Source organism: Kocuria sp. UBA5001 (assembly GCF_002398425.1).
Taxonomy (GTDB): Bacteria; Actinomycetota; Actinomycetes; order Actinomycetales; family Micrococcaceae; genus Kocuria; species Kocuria salsicia.
This window is the reverse complement of the sequence record NZ_DGYR01000001.1, coordinates 187526-206209: the sequence shown is the minus strand read 5'-3', so window position 1 is coordinate 206209 and position 18684 is coordinate 187526. Positions and strand designations below refer to the sequence as shown.

Below are 18684 nucleotides of genomic sequence, written 5' to 3'. Positions count from 1 at the left end.
GGCGCCGGACTGGACGGGGTTCGTACAGTGGTCCTGTGACTTCGCAAGCATCTGCCCCAGCCCAGGACCCCGCCCACGGTGCGCTGGTCATCGTGGGCACCCCCATCGGCAACCTCTCCGACGCCTCCCCTCGGCTGCGGGAGATCCTGCAGAGCGCGGACGTGCTCGCCGTGGAGGACACACGCACGCTGCACCGCCTGGCCTCCGGTCTGGGCGTGGGTGTGGCAGGGCGCGTGGTCACCCACCACGAGCACAACGAGTCCGCGCGCAGCGCCGAGCTGCTGGACGAGGTGCGCGCGGGGAAGACGGTGGCCGTGCTCTCCGACGCCGGGATGCCCACCGTCTCCGACCCCGGCTTCCCGCTCGTCCGAGCGGCGGCCGAGGCGGAGCTGCCGGTGACCGTGCTGCCCGGGCCCTCGGCCGTCCTCGCGGCGCTCGCGGTCTCCGGGCTGCCCACGGACCGGTTCACGTTCGAGGGGTTCCTGGCGCGCAAGAAGGGTGAGCGGGCCGCGCAGCTCACCGCCCTGGCCGCCGAACCCCGGACCATGGTGTTCTACGAGTCCCCGCACCGCCTGGCCGAGATGCTCGCCGCACTGCGGGACGCCATGGGCGGGGAGCGCCGCGCCGCGGTGTGCAGGGAGCTGACCAAGCTGCACGAGGAGGTGCTGCGCGACGACCTCGACGGTCTCGTCGCGTGGGCCGAGGGCAACCAGATCCGCGGAGAGATCGTGGTGGTCCTCCACGGGGCGGCCCCGGCGCAGGCGCCGGAGCCAGAGCAGCTAACCGCGGTGGTCGAGGAGCTCGTGGCCACCTCGGACATCAAGCTCAAGGCCGCCGCGCGGCAGGTCGCCACCGAGTACGGGGTCAGCACCCGCAGGCTCTACGACGCCGTGATCGCCGCCCGAGCCGAGCAGGGCTGAGCACGACGCCTCCCTCTCCCCGTGGTGCTGCGGGGAGCGGGCGGCGTCGTCGCACCGGGCTCAGTGGGTTCAGTGAGTCCGGTGGGCTCGTGCGCTTGGGTCTCAGCGGCGGGAGCCCCCGCGCAGCGAGGCCGGCCACCACGCGGCCCTCATACGCTTTCCCCGCGTGGCCCGGCGGCGGAACTCATTGCGGATCCGGGTCAGGTCCTCCGGGGTGGTCCGCGGCGTCCAGTCCGCGTGCGGTACCCCGTAGCCCGAGGTCTCAACGTCCTCGACCAGCCGCTCAACGGCCGACGCCGCCGCCGGGATCCCCGCGGAGAGTCTCCGTGCGGCCACGCGTGGCGTGTCCGAGGGCCGGGCGGTCACGCCGTGGTCCGCGGCGAGGGCCAGGAACTCGTCCCAGGCGGCGTTGGCGCGGCGCTGGGGCGGGAGGTTCTTGTCCTGCAGCGCGGCGATCCGCGCACGCCGGCGGCGTCGCCGCAGCCAGCGGGGCAGCGCGGCCAGGACGAGCAGCACGACAACGACGACGCCTCCGGCCAGTGCCCACCAGGGAACGACCAGGGTGGCGGGCCGCTGATCCTCGGGCGCGCCCTCCTCCGACGGCTGGGCGTCCGGGGACTGCTGGTCGGCGCCCGGGGTACTGGGCTGCTGCGACGGCTCGTCCGCGGACTGTGAGCCCTGGGACTGCGAGTCGGAGGGCTGCGCGTCCGAGGACGTCCCACTCGCGGACTCGCCCGGTGAGGGGGAGGACCCGGCGGAGGCGTCCTGCCCGGAGTCCGGCGCGTAGTCCGGGGTGCTGGGCACGCCGGGAGTGGGTTCGAAGCGCACCCATCCCACGTTCTCGAAGTACAGCTCCGGCCAGGCGTGCGAATCCCCGGTGCCCACCGGGTAGGAGCTGCCGCCGTTCGCGTCCACCGTGGCGGCGGTGGGGAGATAGCCCACGGCCACGCGGGCAGGGATGCCCAGCTCTCGAGCCATCAGTGCCATGGCCGGGGCGAAGTGGCCCGAATAGCCCGTGCGCGTCTGCAGGAACTTCTCGAGCGAGCCCATCCCGCCGGCATCGTAGCCCTGGGCCAGCGGTGCGTTGACGTCGTAGTGGAAGTCGCGGCGCAGGTGGTTCTGGAGGGCCAGCGCGCGGTCGTAGTCGGTGCCCGCGCCCCGCGCGAAGTCGCGGGCCGCGTCCGCGAGGGCCTGCGGGCGGTCCCGGGGCAGCTTCAGGTAGTCCTTCATGGCGTCGTCGGACGAGGCCGACGGCGCGCGGCGCAGGGTCTCGGGCGTGGCCTGCGGCGTCGTCGACGTCACGGTGTAGCTCGCCCCGGACATGCCCGTCGACTCGCTGTGGACGGAGAGGTCCTGCGGGTTCCAGGCCCAGCCCTGCTCACCCAGTCCGGCGACGCCCACCGGGGCGTAGGGAGCGGGCAGCCAGTGCTCGTCGTACTGGTCGAAAGTGACCTTGCTGGTGACCTCGGTGCCGCGGGGCACCGGGTTGCGGGACGCGTCCGAGAGCCCGGAGAGGTCCCCGTCCAGGCCATCCGTCCTGGGGAACCACTCGTCCGAGGAGAAGTCCGAAAGGGTGAGCAGACGCATGTACTGCGCGCGGTCGTCCGAGGCGGTGTAGCTGAAGCGCTGCGTGCGCTCCTGCGAGCGCAGGTCCTGGCCCACAGCCCGAAGGGGTCCCACGCCGGCGGCCCGCTGGGAGGTGAGGGAGCTGCCCTGGGGGAACGCACCGTTGAAGAAGCCGGGCATCACCGAGGGCACGAACAGCACCACGGCCAGCACACCGGCGACCACCAGCAGCGCACGGGGCAGGCCGCCGGGGGTGGGGGCGATCCGGGGGGCACGTGTTGCACCCAGGCTGCGGGAACCGGCCAGCAGCGCGAGAGCGGCGAGCACCGCGGCGGCGAGCCCCAGGGGCGTGAAGCTTCCGGGCAGGGTCAGCCCCGGGACCACCAGGAGGGCAACGATGCCCAGGCACGCGAGCCCCGCCATGCGCAGCCCCACGAGCACGGTCTCCATGAACACGGTGACGAGTCCCACTAGGGCGCACAGCACGAACGAGAAGCCGGGGTGGAACGGGTACGGCGCGGCCGTGCCGGCCACGAAATCACCGGAGGAGCCCCACAGCTCGGACGCGGCGCTCAGCGTGCCGGGAACGGGGATGAAGCCGAGCAGCGCCGCGGAGTGCAGGTGCACCACGGTCAGCGCGAGCAGCAGAGCGGCCAGGCCCAGCACGGTCACCACGGCGGAGGGCAGGCGCAGCCAGCGTGCCGCACCGGTCACGACTAGCACCGTGACCACGGTTGCGGCCACGGGGGCGATCCACCAGCCGCCGTCGAGCGCGCCCCCCATCCCCACGCAGCCCAGGGCGACGGCCCCGAGCAGCAGCAGGCACAGCTCCATGACGCGGGGCCGGGGCGGACGAGACAGGGGGCCCGACGCCGCTGCGGGAGCGGAGGCGCCCCGAGCGGTGGGTGACGCAGAGGGGGAATCGGCCGCGGCGGCGTCGTCGTCCCAGGGTGTCGAGCTGGGTGTCGAACGGGGGGTCGATTGGGGCGTCGAGCGGTGGGAGGAGTCGGGGGGTGTCATGCGGTGGTCCTGCCTCGGGTGCGCGCCATCATCTCGTCCATGCTCAGGCGCCGCTCACCCGGCGCAGGGGGAGGCGGTGCCATCAGGGAGCCGCCGCCCACCACGGCGAGCCACGCGGCGTCCACGTCTGTCCAGCGCGTCACCAGGACCACAGACCAGCCCGCGGCCTCGAACACGTCCGCGCTCTGCGGTCGGGCGACGGGCGGGTCCACGACCATGACCACGGAGTGTGAGGCACTGCCCGCGGCGGCCCGGACGAAGCGCTGCGCGCCCTCGGGGGAGAGCTTGCCGGTGAGCAGCAGCACCGGGTGGGTGAGGCCCTCGCGGTCCAGCCGCGCGGCCAGCTGGTCCTCCGCGGGCCTGGGCTCGGGGCGCTTCACGAGCGCCACCCGGGACAGCCCGTGGACCACCTCCGTGGCGGTGTCGTCCGTGACGGCGGTGTCCCGCAGCTCGGCGGTCTCGGACTCGCCCCGGGGCAGGGCACGGCCCTGGTCCTCCAGGGCGTACACCACCGTCTCGCGGCGCGTGAGGTGCTCAAGCACGGAGGCCGCCGCACCGACCGCCCACTCGAACTCCTCCGTGGACTCCAGCACGCCGGCCCACACGCGCTCGCCGGGCCAGTGCTGCTCCACGGTGTCCAGGACCAGCACGGTCCTGCGGGTGCTGCGCGGGTCCTCCTGGCGGACCATGAGCTCCCCGTGCTTCGCGGAGGCCGCCCAGTGCACCCGGCGCATGGGGTCACCGTGGCGGTACTCGCGCGTGGTCACGTTGTCCGGGCCCGGCTGCGGCTGGGCGCGGCGGGACGGGTCGCTGCCGGACTCGTGCGCCAGTGCGGCGCCGTGCTCCGTGAGCTCCTCCGGGTCCGGTGCCACGTGCAGCGACGTCCGCTCGGCCACGTCCAGCAGCTCGGAGACCACGCCGAACGGGTCGCTCACGCGCACCGTGGCGGGTCCGAGCTCGTGGATCCCACGACGCCGCGGCCGCACCGTGTACGCCACCGGCACCCCGGAGACCGGGACCGAGAAGTCCTGGTCCCGGCCCAGCAGCGGGTCCACCTTCTCGTGGACGTCCACCGCCGCGCGGTCCGCGGACGCGGTGCGACGCCACGACGCCGCGCGGGTGCCTCCCGCGGGGTCCGCACCGTTCGCGGGGCCCCCGGCCGCGGACGTGCTGCCGGGTGCGTTGCCGTCCGTCGAGGTGCCGTTCGCGGAGGCGACGTTTGGGAAGGTGCCGGGGACGGCGGCGTCGCCGGCCGAGGTGCGGGAGCGGGAGGGGAACGCCGAGCGGCGTCGCACCCGCAGGGAGACCTGCGCCGCGTCCCCCAGAGTGACCAGGGGCGGCTCGACGGAGCGCTTGAGCAGCACCCGCGGCTTCACGAGCCACATGGCCAGCGAGGACAGCAGCGGGACCATGCCGAGAAACAGGGACAGTGCGAGAACGTCCTTGCGCCCGAGCCACGTGGCCAGGGCCAGGCACACCACGGCGGCCGCCAGGAAGCACCAGCCGCGGACCGTGAACTTGGCGCGGGAGTCCACCCGCGCCTTCGAAGCGGCGGTCCTCATCGGGTGCGGGGCGCGTCTTCGGTGGGAATGCGGACGTCGTCGAGGATGGTGCGGACGATGTCCTGGGCGCTGTCCGCGCCGGAGCGGCGCTCGAGGATCAGCCGGTGGGAGAGCACGGCCACGGCGACGTCCTTGACGTCGTCCGGCAGCACGTGGGAGCGCCCGGCGAGCGCGGCCTGTGCGCGGGCTGCGGCCTGCAGCTGGAGTGCGGCGCGGGGGCTCGCGCCGAGACGCAGGTGCGGGTGCGAGCGGGTGGCCTGGCACAGCGCCACGATGTAGCGGCGCACCGCGGTGGAGACGTGCAGGGAGGCCACGTGCTGGACGAGAGCGCGAGCCTGGTCGATGTCCAGCACCGGTTCGAGCCCCTCCAGCGGGGAGCCGGAGCCGTGGTCGGTGAGCATGGCGACCTCTGCGTCAGCGTCCGGGTAGCCCATGGAGATCCGGGCGGTAAAGCGGTCGCGCTGCGCCTCCGGCAGCGGGAACGTGCCGTCCATCTCCACAGGGTTCTGCGTGGCGACCACCATGAACGGGGTGGCCAGGCGGTACGTCGTGCCGTCCGCGGTGACCTGGCCCTCCGCCATCGACTCCAGCAGCGCGGACTGCGTCTTCGCGGACGCCCGGTTGATCTCGTCCCCGATCACGATGTTCGCGAACACCGGGCCCGGCTTGAACTCGAACTCCCGGCGCACCTGGTCGTACACCGAGACACCCGTGATGTCCGTGGGCAGCAGGTCGGGGGTGAACTGGATGCGGCTGACCGTGCCGCCGATCGCCCCCGCCAGCGTCCGCGCCAGCATGGTCTTGCCCACACCCGGGACGTCCTCCACCAGCAGGTGGCCTCCGGCCAGCAGGACCGTGAGGGCCGTGCGGGTCTCTGCGGACTTGCCGTCGATGACCGCGTTCATGCGGTCCAGGACAGCCTTCGTGTGGGCGGCGAACTGCTCCATATTTCCTCGTCTCACGAGCACGGGGGTGCCAGGGGATGGCATTTCCACCATGTTCTCAGGAATTCATGGACTCGGCGGTATTGCCCGGGCACGTGGCGTGCGGTGACGGCGCGGTGACGATGACTGCTGTACTGACCGGGGACGTTGGCCAACCGTGAGAACGGCGGCTGGTTGCCGCAAGCCGTGTGTGGCCGGTGGTGGTTGTCGTAGTCCAGCCGTCGAGCTCGTCCCGGCGTTCGGCTTCGGAGGCGTAGCAGCGGGCGTAGGCCCGACCGTCGGCCAGGGTTCGGTGGAAGCGTTCGATCCTGCCGTTGGTCTGCGGCCGATACGGACGGGTCCGCTTGTGCGTGACGCCGAGGTCGGCGTGGGCGACGCGGGAGTGGTCATCGGTGACGGTGTGAACCAAAGCCTTGCCCATCAACGGATGGGCGTACTTGTTGCGGGGCTTGCCCTGTGTGGCGGCCCGGTTCTTCTCACCTTGACGGCGGCCGACGTAGCGCCAGCCTCCGCCGTCGGGGATGTTGCCGAGCTTCTTCACGTCGACGTGGAGCATCGCCCCGGGGTGGTCGTGCTCGTAGCTGCGGACGGGTTCACCGGTGGAGCGGTCGACGTGCGAGAGCCGGCTCAGGCGGGCATCGACAAGGTTCCGGTGGACCGTCGATGGCGCGATCCCCAGCCGACTGGTCAACGGGACCGGTCCTTAGCGGAGACGCAGCCGGAGCTGGATGCAGCGCTTGGTCGTGGCCTGGCTGGTCTTGTTCGGTGACCGGCCAGCCCTCCTCAACCACGGGACGGCCGGCAATCAGGCAGTGGTGGGGTGTGAGAACGGCGTTGGGGGCGGAACACGTAGAGCCATTCAGATGCGAAGTGGCCGGCGACCTTGCGGTCGCCGGCCAGCTGGCCGGTGCTGTCGCGCGGATGGTCCAGCCCCGAGACATGCACCCGCACGTCGTTTCGGCACACTGGGGGCATCCGGGCGTGGGCCGGCGGGGCGTCACCAGGTGGGAAGCTCGCCCCGGCCTGGGGTGACGCGTCGCTCCTCCTGGCCGATGGGACGGTCGTTGATGCTGGCCTCGCGATGGGTCATGTAGCCCTGTGCGTCGAAGCGCCACAGTTCGTTGCCGTAGGAGCGCCACCACTGTCCGTCATGGCCGTGCCATTCGTACTGGAATCGCACGGCGATCTGGTCGTCGGTGAACGCCCACAGGTTCTTGCGGAGTTGGTAGTCGAGTTCCCGATCCCATTTGGCGGTGAGGAAGGCGATCACCTGGTTGCGGCCGGTGATCGTCTGGTCACGGTTTCGCCAGACGGTGTCGACGCTGTAGGCCTGCGCGACCTTCTCGGGCTCGCGCGTGTTCCACGCGTCCTCGGCGGCCTGTACCTTCCGGGCGGCGGTTTCGGCGGTGAACGGTGGGATGGGGTTACGGGTTTCGGTCATGTGAGTACTCCGTGATCTGGGAATGGGATGTGTCAGTGGTTTGTGGGCATTGGCGACGTGCGCGGCGCCGGGTGGTACTCGACACCGTCCTGTACTTGTCGGGCGCGTTCGGGGCTGGCGAGTCGTCCGACGAGGTGAAGGGCCATGTCGATGCCTGCCGAGACGCCGGCGGCGGTGACGATCTGCCCATCGTCAACCCAGCGCTGGTCAGGGCATGGCGTGATGGTCGGGTCGAGGGCGAGGAGTTCCTCGAACGCTGCGTGGTGGGTGGTGGCGGGGCGTCCGTGCAGGAGCCCTGCGGCGGCAAGTACCAGGGCGCCGGTGCAGACACTGCTCACCAGGGCACGGTTCTCGGCGGCATCTTGTAGCCACCGCAGGTGATCAGTGTCCGCGAGGCGTGCCCTGGCGCCGCGTCCTCCCGGCTCCACGATGAGGTCGGGGCGCGGCACGTCGGCCTTGGCTCCGGTGGGCACCACCTGGAGTCCCTTGGCGCACCGGCGGGTCTGGCCGTCATCGGTGACGAGGTCCACCCGCCAGCCATCCTCCGGATACGCCTGGGTCCAGTACGACAGCACTTCCCACGGGCCGACGGCGTCGAGTTCCTCCGCGCCGTCGAACAGGTCGATCACTATGCGCTTGCTCATGGCCTCAACCCTGCCGGGGCACCCCGTCCAGTGCGAGCAGCTGGAATGACGCAGTGCACGCAATTCCTGCCATGATCGCTGCATGCCACACCACGTCGTCGCCCTCGCCCTGCCCGGAGTGGTTGCCTTCGACCTGTCGACGGTTGCCCAGGTCTTCGGGCACCCCGCGGAGGAGGAGTACACCTTCGAGGTGGTGACGCCCGATGGTGACGACGTCATGACCTCCAGCGGATTCAGCATTGGTGCCGTCCATGGCCTGGATGCGCTGGACCACGCCCACACGATCATCATCCCCGGCTACCGACCTCACGAACGGCCACAGCTCGCGACACTCGAGGCAGTTCGCGATGCACACCGGAGGGGTGCGCGCATCGCGTCGGTGTGCACTGGCGCCTTCGCCCTCGCTGCAACCGGGCTCCTTGACGGGCTGACGGCCACCACGCACTGGCAGGACGCCGTGGAGTTGCAGCGGTTGTACCCCAACTTCACGGTGCAGCCCGATGTGCTCTACGTCGACCACGGACAGGTCGCCACCAGTGCCGGCGTGGCCGCCGGAATCGACCTGTGCCTGCACCTGGTGCGCGAGGACCTTGGGGCGCGGGTCGCCACCCGTATCGCCCGCCGCATGGTGGTACCGCCCCACCGGGCAGGTGGCCAGGCCCAATACATCGAGCCAGCGGCAGCTCCCACAACACATGGCTTCGCCGAACTCACCGACTGGATCGTGGACCACCTCGACCAGAGCCTCACCGTTGCCGACCTGGCCCGCCATGCGCACTTGTCCGAGCGGCAGCTCGCGCGACGCTTCGCTGCCGAGACGGGGCAGAGCCCCCTGCAATGGATCCTGCACCAGCGAGTCCTTGCCGCCCGACACCTGCTGGAGAACAGCCACCTGCCAGTCGACGTCATTGCCCAGCGCACCGGCCTGGGAACAGCCAGCACGCTACGGCGTCACCTGCGGCGAGAGATCGACGTGACTCCCACGAACTACCGGCGCACGTTCCGCGCTGGCTAAGGACGGGTCGATCAACCTCTCCGGTCAGGACATGGTCGCCTATCGTGGGAGGGTGATCGAGACGCCCCTGACCGAGACCGTGTTCCGAGCCGATGCACCCCGCGAGGCGGTGGTCGGCGAGACCCCGTGGGCCTACCGCCCGGAGCGCTACGCGCTGGACGCCGGGGAGGATGTCGCCAGCGGCGAGGGCACCGAGCGGCGGGCGCACACCGACCCGCAGGGCCAGCGCCGCAACCTCGTGTTCCCGGCACTGCCGGCGCCGCTGCCGCACCCGGTGGTGGACAACCACACGCACCTGGACATGCAGGACGGACTCGTGCGGGTCTCCGTGGCGGACGCCGTGGGCACCGCGCGGGGCGCCTCCGTGGCCGGGGTGGTGCAGGCGGGGTGCGACGTCGAGTCCTCCCGCTTCGCCGTGGACGCCGCCCAGGCCGTGCCCGGTGTGCTCGCCGGGGTGGCAGTGCACCCGAACGAGACACCGGAGCTCGCGCTCGTGGGAACCCTCGAGGACGCGCTGCGGGAGATCGACGCGCTGGCCGCCGAAGACCGGGTGCGGGTGGTCGGGGAGACCGGCATGGACCGCGCCCAGACGTCCGAGCAGGGCATCCCCGCGCAGGAGGAGTCCTTCCGCGCGCACATCGAGATCGCCAAGCGCCACGGGCTGGCCATGCAGATCCACGACCGGGACGCCCACGCGGACGTGCTGCGCGTCCTGGGCGATGCCGGGGCACCCGAGCGCACGGTGTTCCACTGCTTCTCCGGGGACCCCGAGCTTGCGCGGGTGTGCAACGAGAACGGGTGGTACATGTCCTTCGCCGGGACCGTGACGTTCAAGAATGCGAAACCCCTGCAGGCGGCCCTGCGGGTGGCTGACCCGGCGCTGGTGCTGTGCGAGACGGACGCCCCCTTCCTCACTCCCCACCCGTTCCGCGGCCGCCCGAACGCCCCCTACATGGTCAACTACACGGTGCGGGGCATGGCCGAGCAGCTGGAGACGGACCTGGAGACTCTGTGCGGGCGGATCTGGGACAACTCGGAGCGGGTCTACGGGCAGTTCTAGAGGGGCTTCTGAGATCTGCGACAGCTGTGCCGCGTTCCACAGTGACGGGGTCCTCTGGGTAGCAAAGCGGCGTGTGGACAGGTGGCGGGCCAGCCACGTCAGCCACTCGTCACGAGGCGCGGTCCCTCAGGTCATCGTGGACCAGCATCCCCGCAAGGCCCACCTCTCGTCCCGCAGGACTTCCAGCCTGTGCATCTCGTCCCTGCAGGCGCCGTGGTCCTGGCCGTGGACCCGACCGTTGAACTCGAGAGCGGTCATGCTCTGCAGCCAGGCGAGGTCCAGGTGCCGGTCGCCGTAGCCGGTGGCCACTCTGTGGTCCATGATCGGTGGGGGAAACCCCGCGTGCACCGAGATCAGCCGCACGAGCGTCTTCATGGGCGACCACGTCCCGGCAGCGCTGCGCTGCAGTGCCGCACGGACCGCCACGACAGCTCGGGAGGCGGGCGGCAGCCGGAGGAGACGGTTCTCGATGAGGCAGACGGACCACGCCGGGGGTCACCACCAGAGCCTCCCCTGGATCGGTCAGCAGGGTTCCTTACGGGCCCCTCACCGGATCCAGGCCGTAGGACCTGGTGCTGCGGACCCCCTCGAGCCCGCAGTGGTGTCGGGTGCGCCATGCCAGGTGCACCCACCACTCCCGGGCCCGCCTGAGATCACTGCCCCGAGGAGGATGTCTCTCGCCAAGGAGTTCCATCACCCACCGGCCACCCCCTGCCGGTCGCTGCCGGAGTCCGACGGGGGTGCACCAGACCGGGCTGGATTCCGCAGTGCCCCCGCTGCGGAACATCTACGGCACGAAGTGCCCGCTGCATCGAACGCCTGCCGGGCGTTTCGCGCCTCGGGTGTTGCACGGGCCCCGGGCAACCCCACCGTGCCCCGCCCGCCCTGCCCGCCCTGCCCGTAGGATTGTCCGGTGACCGAGCACAGCACAGACGGACCGCTCCTGGGGCCCGCGGAGATCAGGGAACTCGCCGAGCAGGCGGGCATCCGCCCCACCAAGACCCTGGGTCAGAACTTCGTGATCGACCCGAACACCATCCGGCGCATCGTGGCGGCCGCCCACCTGGGACCTGAGGAGCACGTCCTGGAGGTGGGGCCCGGGCTGGGGTCGCTGACGCTGGGGCTGCTGGCGGCGGCGTCGTCCGTGACCGCAGTGGAGATCGACCCGCCCCTGGCCCGGCAGCTGCCCGCGACCGTGGCCCGGTTCTTCCCGGAGGCCGCGGACCGTCTGACGGTGGTGGAGGCCGATGCCGCCCGCGTCCGGGACCTGGGGGACGGCCCGGAACCCACGGCGCTCGTCGCGAACCTGCCCTACAACGTGGCCGTGCCCGTGCTGCTGCACATCCTGGAGACGTTCCCCACGGTGCGCCACGGGCTGGTGATGGTCCAGGACGAGGTCGCGGACCGTCTGGCCGCCGGTCCCGGGTCCCGCGTGTACGGCGTGCCGTCCGTGAAGGCCTCCTGGTACGCGGACGTGCGCAAGGCCGGGGTGATCGGCAAGAACGTGTTCTGGCCCGCGCCCAAGATCGCGTCCGGGCTCGTGCGCCTCGACCGCCGGGAGCCTCCCGCCGACGAGAGCCTGCGCGTACCCACGTTCGCCGTGGTCGACGCCGCGTTCGCCCAGCGCCGCAAGACCCTTCGCGCGGCCCTGAGCGGCTGGGCGGGCTCCGGTGCGCGGGCCGAGCGGGTGCTGCGCGCAGCGGGGGTGGAGCCCACCGAGCGCGGAGAGAAGCTGGACGTCGCGGACTTCGCGCGCATCGCCGAGGCCGACGCCGCCGTCCCCGAAGATGCGCCGGAAGGCACCGCTGCACCGCTCGCCTCCACCGCGCCGCTGGACGCCCCCACCCCGTCGTTCACGTCCGACCAGCACCCAGAGGAAGGGGCATGACCGGGGCCGCCGCAACCGCCGCCGAGACCCACCCCACCGTCACGGCGAGCGCACCTGCCAAGACGAACCTCGTCCTCCACGTGGGCAGCCCCACCGCGGACGGCTACCACCCGCTTGAGACGCTGTTCGTGGCGGTGGACCTGCGGGAGACGGTGTCCGCGAGCCTGGACCCGGCTCTGGCGCGGCGCGGCAGCGGCGCCGTCGTCACGGTCGAACCGGCTCCGGACAGCGCGTACGAGCGGATGGTGGAGGAGGGAACGGCCCGCCTGGCTGACATTCCGCTGGACGAGAGCAACCTGGCGGTGCGTGCCGCGCTCGCGGTGTGTGCGGAGCTCGGGATTCCCGTGCCGGGGCTGCGCCTGCACCTGCGCAAGGCGGTGCCGGTCGCGGGAGGAATGGGCGGCGGGTCCGCGGACGCGGCCGCCGCTTTGGTCGCGGTCAACCAGCTGCTGGCCTCCCACCTGGGAACCCGGCCGCTGACGGCTGAGGAGCTGCACCGGATCGGGGCGGCGCTCGGCGCGGACGTGCCCTTCATGCTCCTCGGGGGTGCGGCGATCGGCCGCGGCACGGGCACCGAACTTGAGCCCGTTGCGGCGCACGCCCGGTTGCACCTCGTCTTCGTCCCCCAGGACCAGGGGCTCTCGACGCCGGCGGTCTACCGGCAGTGGGACGCGGCGAACGGCGTTCCGGGACTGACCTCGGGAGACCGCACCGTCATGATCCCCCGCATCGTGGAGCAGCAACCCGCCGGCACCGCCCCGGACCCCGTCTCCGCCGAGGTCCTCGACGCGCTGGCCCACGGCAGCGCGCCCCGGTTGGCAGCTCTCGTCCGCAACGACCTCCAGGCCCCGGCAGTCCACCTCCTCCCCGAACTGGCGACCCTGCTGGAGCACGGGGTGGAACTGGGAGCTGTGGTGGGGTGGGTCTCCGGATCAGGGCCCACGGTGTGCTTCCTGGCCGCCACGGCCGAGGACGCGCAGGCGTTCGTCGGCGCGTTCGGGCGGGAAGGACGTCGTGCGCTCGCCGTGGTCGCCCCGGCACCGGGCGCGCGGGTCGAATCCGCCGGGTGACTGGTGGCCCGGCGCGGGCGGGGGCACAATCGGGACAGCACGGCCGCGTCACCACGGTGTCGGGTCCCGGGGCCTGACCCCGGTGCCCGGTGGGGCGCGGTTCCGCCGCCGGTGAGGAGTCAGCATGGCCATCCGTCCGCAGCAGGCCCGTCCCGTTCCGCCACCGCTCGTCGCCGCGCTGGACGCCCTGCGTCGTGAGCTGGGCATCCCTGACGACTTCCCGCCGGAGGTCCACGCCGCTGCCACCCGGGCCGCAGCCCCATTCCCACCGGGTGCTCCGGGCTCCCCGGTCCCGAAGGAGGAGCGGGCCGACCACACCGACCTCGCCCTGGTGACCATCGACCCCGAGGGATCTCGGGACCTCGACCAGGCGGTGTTCATCGAGCAGACGGAGGGCGGTTTCACGGTCTGGTACGCCATCGCGGACGTCGCGGCGTTCGTGACGGCGGGGGACCCCGTGGACCTCGAGGCGCACCGCCGCGGCCAGACCCTCTATGCGCCGCACCAGCGCACACCGCTGCACCCACCGGAGCTCTCGGAGGACACGGCGAGCCTGCTGCCCGGGCAGGACCGTCCCGCCGTGCTGTGGTGCCTGGGGCTGGATGCCCGCGGCGAGCTGGAGAGCACCCCCGTCACGCGTTCGCTGGTGCGCAGCCGTGTCCAGCTGACCTACCGCGAGGTGCAGGAGCAGCTGGACGCGGGGACCGCCCCGCAGGCGTGGCAGCTGCTGCGCACCGTGGGGCAGCTGCGGGAGCGGATCGAGCGTGAGCGCGGCGGCGTGAGCCTGCGCATCCCGGAGCAGGAGGTGGTGGTGGAGCAGGAACAGTGGCACGTGGTGCACCGCAGCGCCCTGCCGGTGGAGGGCTGGAACGCCCAGATCTCCCTGCTCACGGGGATCGCCGCCGCACGTCTGATGCTCGACGCCCGCGTGGGCCTGCTGCGCACGCTGCCACCCGCCGCAGAGTCCTCCGTCCGCAAGCTGCGAACCACGGCCGAGGCCCTGAGCATCCCGTGGCCCGGGGACATGAGCTATCCGGACTTCGTGCACGGACTCGACCCCGAGATTGGGGCGCACGCCGCAATGCTGTACTCGTGCACCCTGCTGTTCCGGGGCGCCGGCTACGAGGCCTTCAACGGTGCGCTCCCCGAGCAGCGTGCCCACTCCGCACTGGCGACGCCGTACGCCCACGTGACCGCGCCCCTGCGCCGTCTCGTGGACCGCTACGGCAGCGAAATCTGCCTGGCGATCAGCGCGGGGCGTCCCGTTCCCGACTGGGTGCTCGCCGCCCTGCCGCAGCTTCCGGCGGAGATGGCCGCGTCCAGCCGCACGGCCTCTGCCTACGAGCGGGGCATCGTGAACATGGTCGAGGCCATGACCCTCGCACCCCATGCGGGGGAGGCCTTCACAGCCACGGTCGTAGACGTGAAGCCGGACGGCTCGCGTGGCACCATCGTGATCCGGGACCCCGCGGTGGAGGTCTCCCTGGCCGTCCCCGGCCTGCCGCTGGGCGGCGCCATCACCGTGCGGCTCGCCAACGTGGACGTCTCCGAGGGACGCAGCGAGTTCGAGCTGGTGCAGGGGACGACGCCGCGGCAGGCCCCGGAGGCGACGCCCGGTCAGAGCCCTGTCCCGCAGCACTGAGTGCCCCCTACCGCACAGGAGGACCACATGCACAAGATCACCGCTGGAGAACAGGCACCGCTGCTTGGCAGCCACGACGTCGAGGTCGTCGGGGCCGGAACCTCCGGGCTCACCGCCGCCGATCTGCTCGCCGCGAGCCTCGGGCTGCAGACCTTCACCATGTACGACGACGACGACGACGCCGCCGCCCGGTCCGGTTCCGCCGCGCACCTCACGTTAGCTCGTGGGGGCTGTGCCTACAGTGGACGGGTCAGCACACCGACGAGGAGGCACAGATGTCCGTCGTGAAGATCAACGCCATTGAGGTCCCGGAGGGATCGGGCCAGGAGCTGGAGGCGCGCTTCGCCGCCCGCAAGCACACAGTGGACGGCCAGGCCGGTTTCGAGGGCTTCCAGCTGCTGCGGCCGGTGGCGGGGGAGAACCGCTACTTCGTGGTGACGACGTGGGCCACGCAGCAGGACTTCGAAGCGTGGCGTGACGGCAACGCCAAGGCCGCCCACGCTGGCGGGAACGGCGGCGGCAAGAAGCCCGTGGCCACGGGGGCGTCCCTGCTGGAGTTCGAGGTCGTGGACCTCGGCGCGTAACACCCACCCACGCACAACCATCGAAGGAGAACCGACATGACAGATACCGTCGCAGGAATCGCGGTGCCGGACACCGCACTGACCCGCGAGATCACCGAGTACATCCGTGACACCGAGGACGACCTGCTCTACCACCACTCCCGCCGGGTCTTCTTCTTCGGTGCGCTGGTGGGTCAGGCGCAGGAGCTCAGCGTCGACCATGAACTGCTCTACGCGGGTGCCATGTTCCACGACCGCGGTCTCACCCAGGACCACCAGGAGTCGATGCTGCGCTTCGAGGTGGACGGCGCGAACGACGTCTTCGAGTTCCTCATGGAGCGCGGGGCGTCCCGGGACAGGGCGCACAGCGCGTGGCTCGGCATCGCCCTGCACACGACTCCCGGGATCCCGGAGTTCATGGCCCCGGAGGTCGCCCTCGTGAGCGCGGGCGTGGAGACGGACGTGCTGGGCATGCACTTCGACGAGGTGAGCGAGGATGCCCGCCGAGCCGTGGTGGAGCTGCACCCGCGCCCGGACTTCAAGAACCGCATCCTCTCCGCGTTCCACCACGGCATGGCGCACCGCCCGGGCTCCACGTTCGGCACCATGAACGCGGACGTCCTCGCACACTTCGAGCCCGGCTTCGAGCGGGACGACTTCGTGGAGATCATCAAGGGCAACGGCTGGAGCGAGTGAGTCTCCCTTCAGCCTTGCGCGGCCCCGCTCGGAACTCGCCGGGCAGGGGCCGCGATTTCTGGTGTCGCCCCTGGCAGGAATTGTGGGAATAACTATCAAGCACCGACCGGACTCGACCCGGTCGGTTCCGACAGCCAGAAGGCACCCATGGACCTTTTCGACGTCGTCGCCGTGGTGGGCGGCTGCGATTCGGGGCGCTGGCGGCACACGGCCCGCGCCCTGCTCAACGTGGAGGACGGCCCGTCCCTGACGGACCCCCGCGTGACAGCCCTGCGCTCGGAGAACGTGCGGCCCCTGCGCCCCGGACGGCTGAAGCGGCTGCTGGCCCGGCGCATCGAGGTCGGGGAGGTCGGCACGGTGGGTTCGCTCGGTGGGCTTCTGCCGCTGCGCCACTCGCTCGCGCGTCACCGCCCGCGGGAGCCACGTGGGCCGCCCGATCCCCTTCTCGCAACTCGCCACCGGTCCCGTGGCGCGGACCGAAGACCGTGATCCGTTTCCGGCGTGGTCGGTGGTGTCCGAGCGGCGCGACTGGGCGGGCGCCGCGCCCGCGCCCGCCTGTCGGGTAGGGGCTCCTCTACTCCAGCGCCTCGCCCAGTTCGAGCCAGCGCATCTCGAGCTCGTCGACCTGCTCCTGAAGCTCGGACTTCCGGGCCGCGAGCTTGCCGAGACCCTCGAAGTCGGAGGGGTCCGCCTCCGCCATGGTGGCGTCCAGCGACTCGGTCTCCTTCTGCAGCTTCTGCAGCCTGCGCTCCACGGCGCCGAGCTCCTTCTGGGCCGCACGCGCCTCGGCGCCGCCGAGCGCGGGACGCGACGGTGCGGCGTCGTCGCCGGACGAACCGGCATCCGAGGCCGCCGTGCCCGGGGCTGCGGAGCCCGCGGATGCAGAGCCGCCCGCCAGCGGGTTGGACGCGCCCTTCGACCCGGCCGCGGAGCCCGAGGCCGAGGACGCCGAGAGCTTGAGGTACTCCTCCACCCCGCCGGGCAGGTGGCGGAATCGGCCGTCGATCACCGCGTACTGCTGGTCCGTCACACGTTCGAGCAGGTAGCGGTCGTGGGAGACCACCAGCAGCGTGCCCGGCCAGGTGTCCAGAAGGTCCTCCATGGCAGCGAGCATGTCCGTGTCGAGGTCGTTGGACGGCTCGTCCAGGATCAGCACGTTGGGCTCGTCCAGCAGGATCAGCAGCAGCTGCAGGCGCCGCTTCTGCCCGCCGGAGAGGTCCTTGACCGGGGTCTTCAGCTGCGCGGAGGTGAACCCGAGGCGTTCCAGCAGCTGCGTGGGCGTCATCTCCTTGCCGCCGGTGAGGTAGGAGGTCTTCTTCTGCGCGACCACGTCGGAGACACGGTCCTGCGCCACGTCAGCGAGCTCGTCCAGCTGCTGCGTGAGCGTGGCGATCTTCACCGTCTTACCCCGCTTGACCCGCCCGGAGGTGGGCTCCACCTCGCCCGTGACGAGGCCCAGCAGCGTGGACTTGCCCGCCCCGTTGACGCCCAGGATGCCGGTGCGCTCGCCGGGGGCGATCAGCCACGTGACGTCACGCAGCACCCGGGTCTCGCCGGAGCCGTCCTCGGCAGGGAAGGCGACCGAGACGTCCTCGATGTCCACCACGTCCTTGCCGAGCCGGGAGACGGCCATGCGGGACAGGGACACGGTGTCCCGGGGCGGGGGGACGTCCTCGATCAGGGTGTTGGCCGCCTCGATGCGGAACTTCGGCTTGGAGGTGCGCGCCGGGGCGCCGCGGCGCAGCCACGCGAGCTCCTTGCGCATCAGGTTCTGCCGCTTCTGCTCCACCACGGCGGCCTGGCGGTCACGCTCTACGCGCTGCAGCACGTACGCCGCGTACCCGCCCTCGAAGGGCTCCACGAGGCGGTCGTGGACCTCCCACGTGTCCGTGCACACGGCGTCGAGGAACCAGCGGTCGTGGGTCACCACGGCCAGCGCGCCCGAGGTCCTCGACCAGCGCGAGTTCAGGTGCCTGGCGAGCCACGTGATGCCGTCCACGTCCAGGTGGTTGGTGGGCTCGTCCAGGAAGATCACGTCCCAGTCCCCGGTCAGCAGGCTCGCGAGCGCCACGCGGCGCCGCTGCCCGCCGGAGAGCCGGCCCACGGGGGTGTCCCAGTCCACGTCCGCGACGAGGCCCTCGACCACGTCCCGCACCTTGGCGTCCGCGGCCCACACGTAGTCGGGGACGTCGCCGACGACGGCGTGGCCCACCGTCTGCTCCGGGTCCAGGGTGTCCGCCTGGTCCAGCATTCCCACGGTGGTGCCCGAGCGCACGGTCACCCTCCCGGAGTCCGGCTGGATCCGCCCCGCCAGCAGGCGCATCAGGGTGGACTTGCCGTCCCCGTTGCGCCCGACGATGCCGATCCGGTCACCCTCGTTCACCCCCACGGTGACCGCGTCGAACACGGTCTTGGTGGGGTACTCGAGGTGCAGGTTTTCTCCGCCGATCAGATGAGCCACCCGCCAAGGATACAAGCGCGGGGGGAGAGCGGTCCGTGCCGCGGTTGCCCGCCCTGGCACCCGGGGGGAGCGTCGGTGCGCGCCCGTGGGCTCAGGGGCACGGCGGGGCCCCGGCGCCGCGCCCCGTGCGTGTCGTGGGACACTGGGTGCCATGCAGGAGACAGGTGCGGGCGCCGGACCCGCGGGAACAGT

17 protein-coding genes and 1 pseudogene are annotated in these 18684 nt (G+C 71.8%); 10 read left to right on the top strand and 8 right to left on the bottom strand.

The window, feature by feature from the left end; genetic code table 11:
* The first annotated feature begins 35 nt into the window (after positions 1-35).
* On the top strand, positions 36-920 hold the full coding sequence (rsmI, locus tag B3G12_RS00945) for a 16S rRNA (cytidine(1402)-2'-O)-methyltransferase (RefSeq protein ID WP_260983339.1): 885 nt from the start codon (positions 36-38) through the stop codon (positions 918-920).
* 102 nt (positions 921-1022) lie between these two features.
* On the opposite strand, the gene B3G12_RS00940 is transcribed toward rsmI, so the two are convergent.
* The 6 genes and pseudogenes from B3G12_RS00940 to B3G12_RS00915 form a co-directional block, all read right to left on the bottom strand.
* On the bottom strand, positions 1023-3320 hold the full coding sequence (locus B3G12_RS00940; RefSeq protein WP_290498633.1) for a transglutaminase TgpA family protein: 2298 nt from the start codon (positions 3318-3320) through the stop codon (positions 1023-1025).
* A 182-nt stretch (positions 3321-3502) separates the two neighbouring features.
* Positions 3503-5068 carry a DUF58 domain-containing protein gene (locus B3G12_RS00935; protein WP_290498631.1) on the bottom strand — a complete coding sequence of 522 codons (1566 nt, stop codon included), beginning with the start codon at positions 5066-5068 and terminating at the stop codon, positions 3503-3505.
* A complete protein-coding gene (locus B3G12_RS00930) occupies positions 5065-6057 on the bottom strand; it encodes an AAA family ATPase (RefSeq protein WP_414672714.1) in 993 nt (330 codons plus the stop codon). Before B3G12_RS00930 ends, B3G12_RS00935 begins: the two co-directional genes overlap by 4 nt.
* A gap of 107 nt (positions 6058-6164) precedes the next feature.
* Positions 6165-6793: pseudogene (locus B3G12_RS00925) on the bottom strand (integrase core domain-containing protein); the annotation flags it as partial.
* A gap of 216 nt (positions 6794-7009) precedes the next feature.
* Positions 7010-7453 (bottom strand): nuclear transport factor 2 family protein, encoded by a 444-nt coding sequence (locus B3G12_RS00920; protein WP_144942364.1) that lies wholly within the window; start codon positions 7451-7453, stop codon positions 7010-7012.
* Between the two features lie 32 nt (positions 7454-7485).
* Positions 7486-8097: a DJ-1/PfpI family protein gene (locus B3G12_RS00915; protein WP_144942363.1), complete on the bottom strand. Its 612-nt coding sequence runs from the start codon at positions 8095-8097 to the stop codon at positions 7486-7488.
* An 82-nt stretch (positions 8098-8179) separates the two neighbouring features.
* Between B3G12_RS00915 and B3G12_RS00910 the strand changes: the two genes are divergently transcribed.
* On the top strand, positions 8180-9112 hold the full coding sequence (locus tag B3G12_RS00910; protein WP_144942362.1) for a GlxA family transcriptional regulator: 933 nt from the start codon (positions 8180-8182) through the stop codon (positions 9110-9112).
* 55 nt (positions 9113-9167) lie between these two features.
* A complete protein-coding gene (locus B3G12_RS00905; protein WP_290498748.1) occupies positions 9168-10172 on the top strand; it encodes a TatD family hydrolase in 1005 nt (334 codons plus the stop codon).
* Positions 10173-10298: 126 nt separating this feature from the next.
* Here the strand turns inward: B3G12_RS00905 and B3G12_RS00900 are convergent, their stop codons facing one another.
* Entirely contained in the window at positions 10299-10493 is a 195-nt protein-coding gene (locus B3G12_RS00900) for a hypothetical protein (protein ID WP_290498627.1), read from the bottom strand.
* A 592-nt stretch (positions 10494-11085) separates the two neighbouring features.
* Here B3G12_RS00900 and rsmA point away from each other — a divergent pair.
* From rsmA to B3G12_RS00865, 7 genes are all read left to right on the top strand, one after another.
* Positions 11086-12060 carry a 16S rRNA (adenine(1518)-N(6)/adenine(1519)-N(6))-dimethyltransferase RsmA gene (gene rsmA / locus B3G12_RS00895; RefSeq protein WP_244944773.1) on the top strand — a complete coding sequence of 325 codons (975 nt, stop codon included), beginning with the start codon at positions 11086-11088 and terminating at the stop codon, positions 12058-12060.
* Complete coding sequence (locus B3G12_RS00890; protein WP_144942359.1) at positions 12057-13130, top strand: 4-(cytidine 5'-diphospho)-2-C-methyl-D-erythritol kinase; 1074 nt, start codon at positions 12057-12059, stop codon at positions 13128-13130. Before rsmA ends, B3G12_RS00890 begins: the two co-directional genes overlap by 4 nt.
* 124 nt (positions 13131-13254) lie before the next feature.
* The gene (locus B3G12_RS00885; RefSeq protein ID WP_290498624.1) at positions 13255-14772 is read left to right on the top strand and encodes an RNB domain-containing ribonuclease; all 1518 of its coding nucleotides are present in this window, start codon (positions 13255-13257) and stop codon (positions 14770-14772) included.
* Positions 14773-14799: 27 nt separating this feature from the next.
* The gene (locus B3G12_RS00880) at positions 14800-15060 is read left to right on the top strand and encodes an NAD(P)-binding protein (RefSeq protein WP_290498623.1); all 261 of its coding nucleotides are present in this window, start codon (positions 14800-14802) and stop codon (positions 15058-15060) included.
* Complete coding sequence (locus B3G12_RS00875) at positions 15048-15356, top strand: antibiotic biosynthesis monooxygenase family protein (RefSeq protein WP_094393589.1); 309 nt, start codon at positions 15048-15050, stop codon at positions 15354-15356. Before B3G12_RS00880 ends, B3G12_RS00875 begins: the two co-directional genes overlap by 13 nt.
* Positions 15357-15392: 36 nt before the next feature.
* Entirely contained in the window at positions 15393-16031 is a 639-nt protein-coding gene (locus B3G12_RS00870) for an HD domain-containing protein (RefSeq protein WP_055084315.1), read from the top strand.
* A gap of 147 nt (positions 16032-16178) precedes the next feature.
* Positions 16179-16520: a hypothetical protein gene (locus B3G12_RS00865; protein WP_055084317.1), complete on the top strand. Its 342-nt coding sequence runs from the start codon at positions 16179-16181 to the stop codon at positions 16518-16520.
* Between the two features lie 85 nt (positions 16521-16605).
* Here the strand turns inward: B3G12_RS00865 and B3G12_RS00860 are convergent, their stop codons facing one another.
* Positions 16606-18492 (bottom strand): ABC-F family ATP-binding cassette domain-containing protein, encoded by a 1887-nt coding sequence (locus B3G12_RS00860; protein WP_290498620.1) that lies wholly within the window; start codon positions 18490-18492, stop codon positions 16606-16608.
* Positions 18493-18684: the final 192 nt, after the last annotated feature.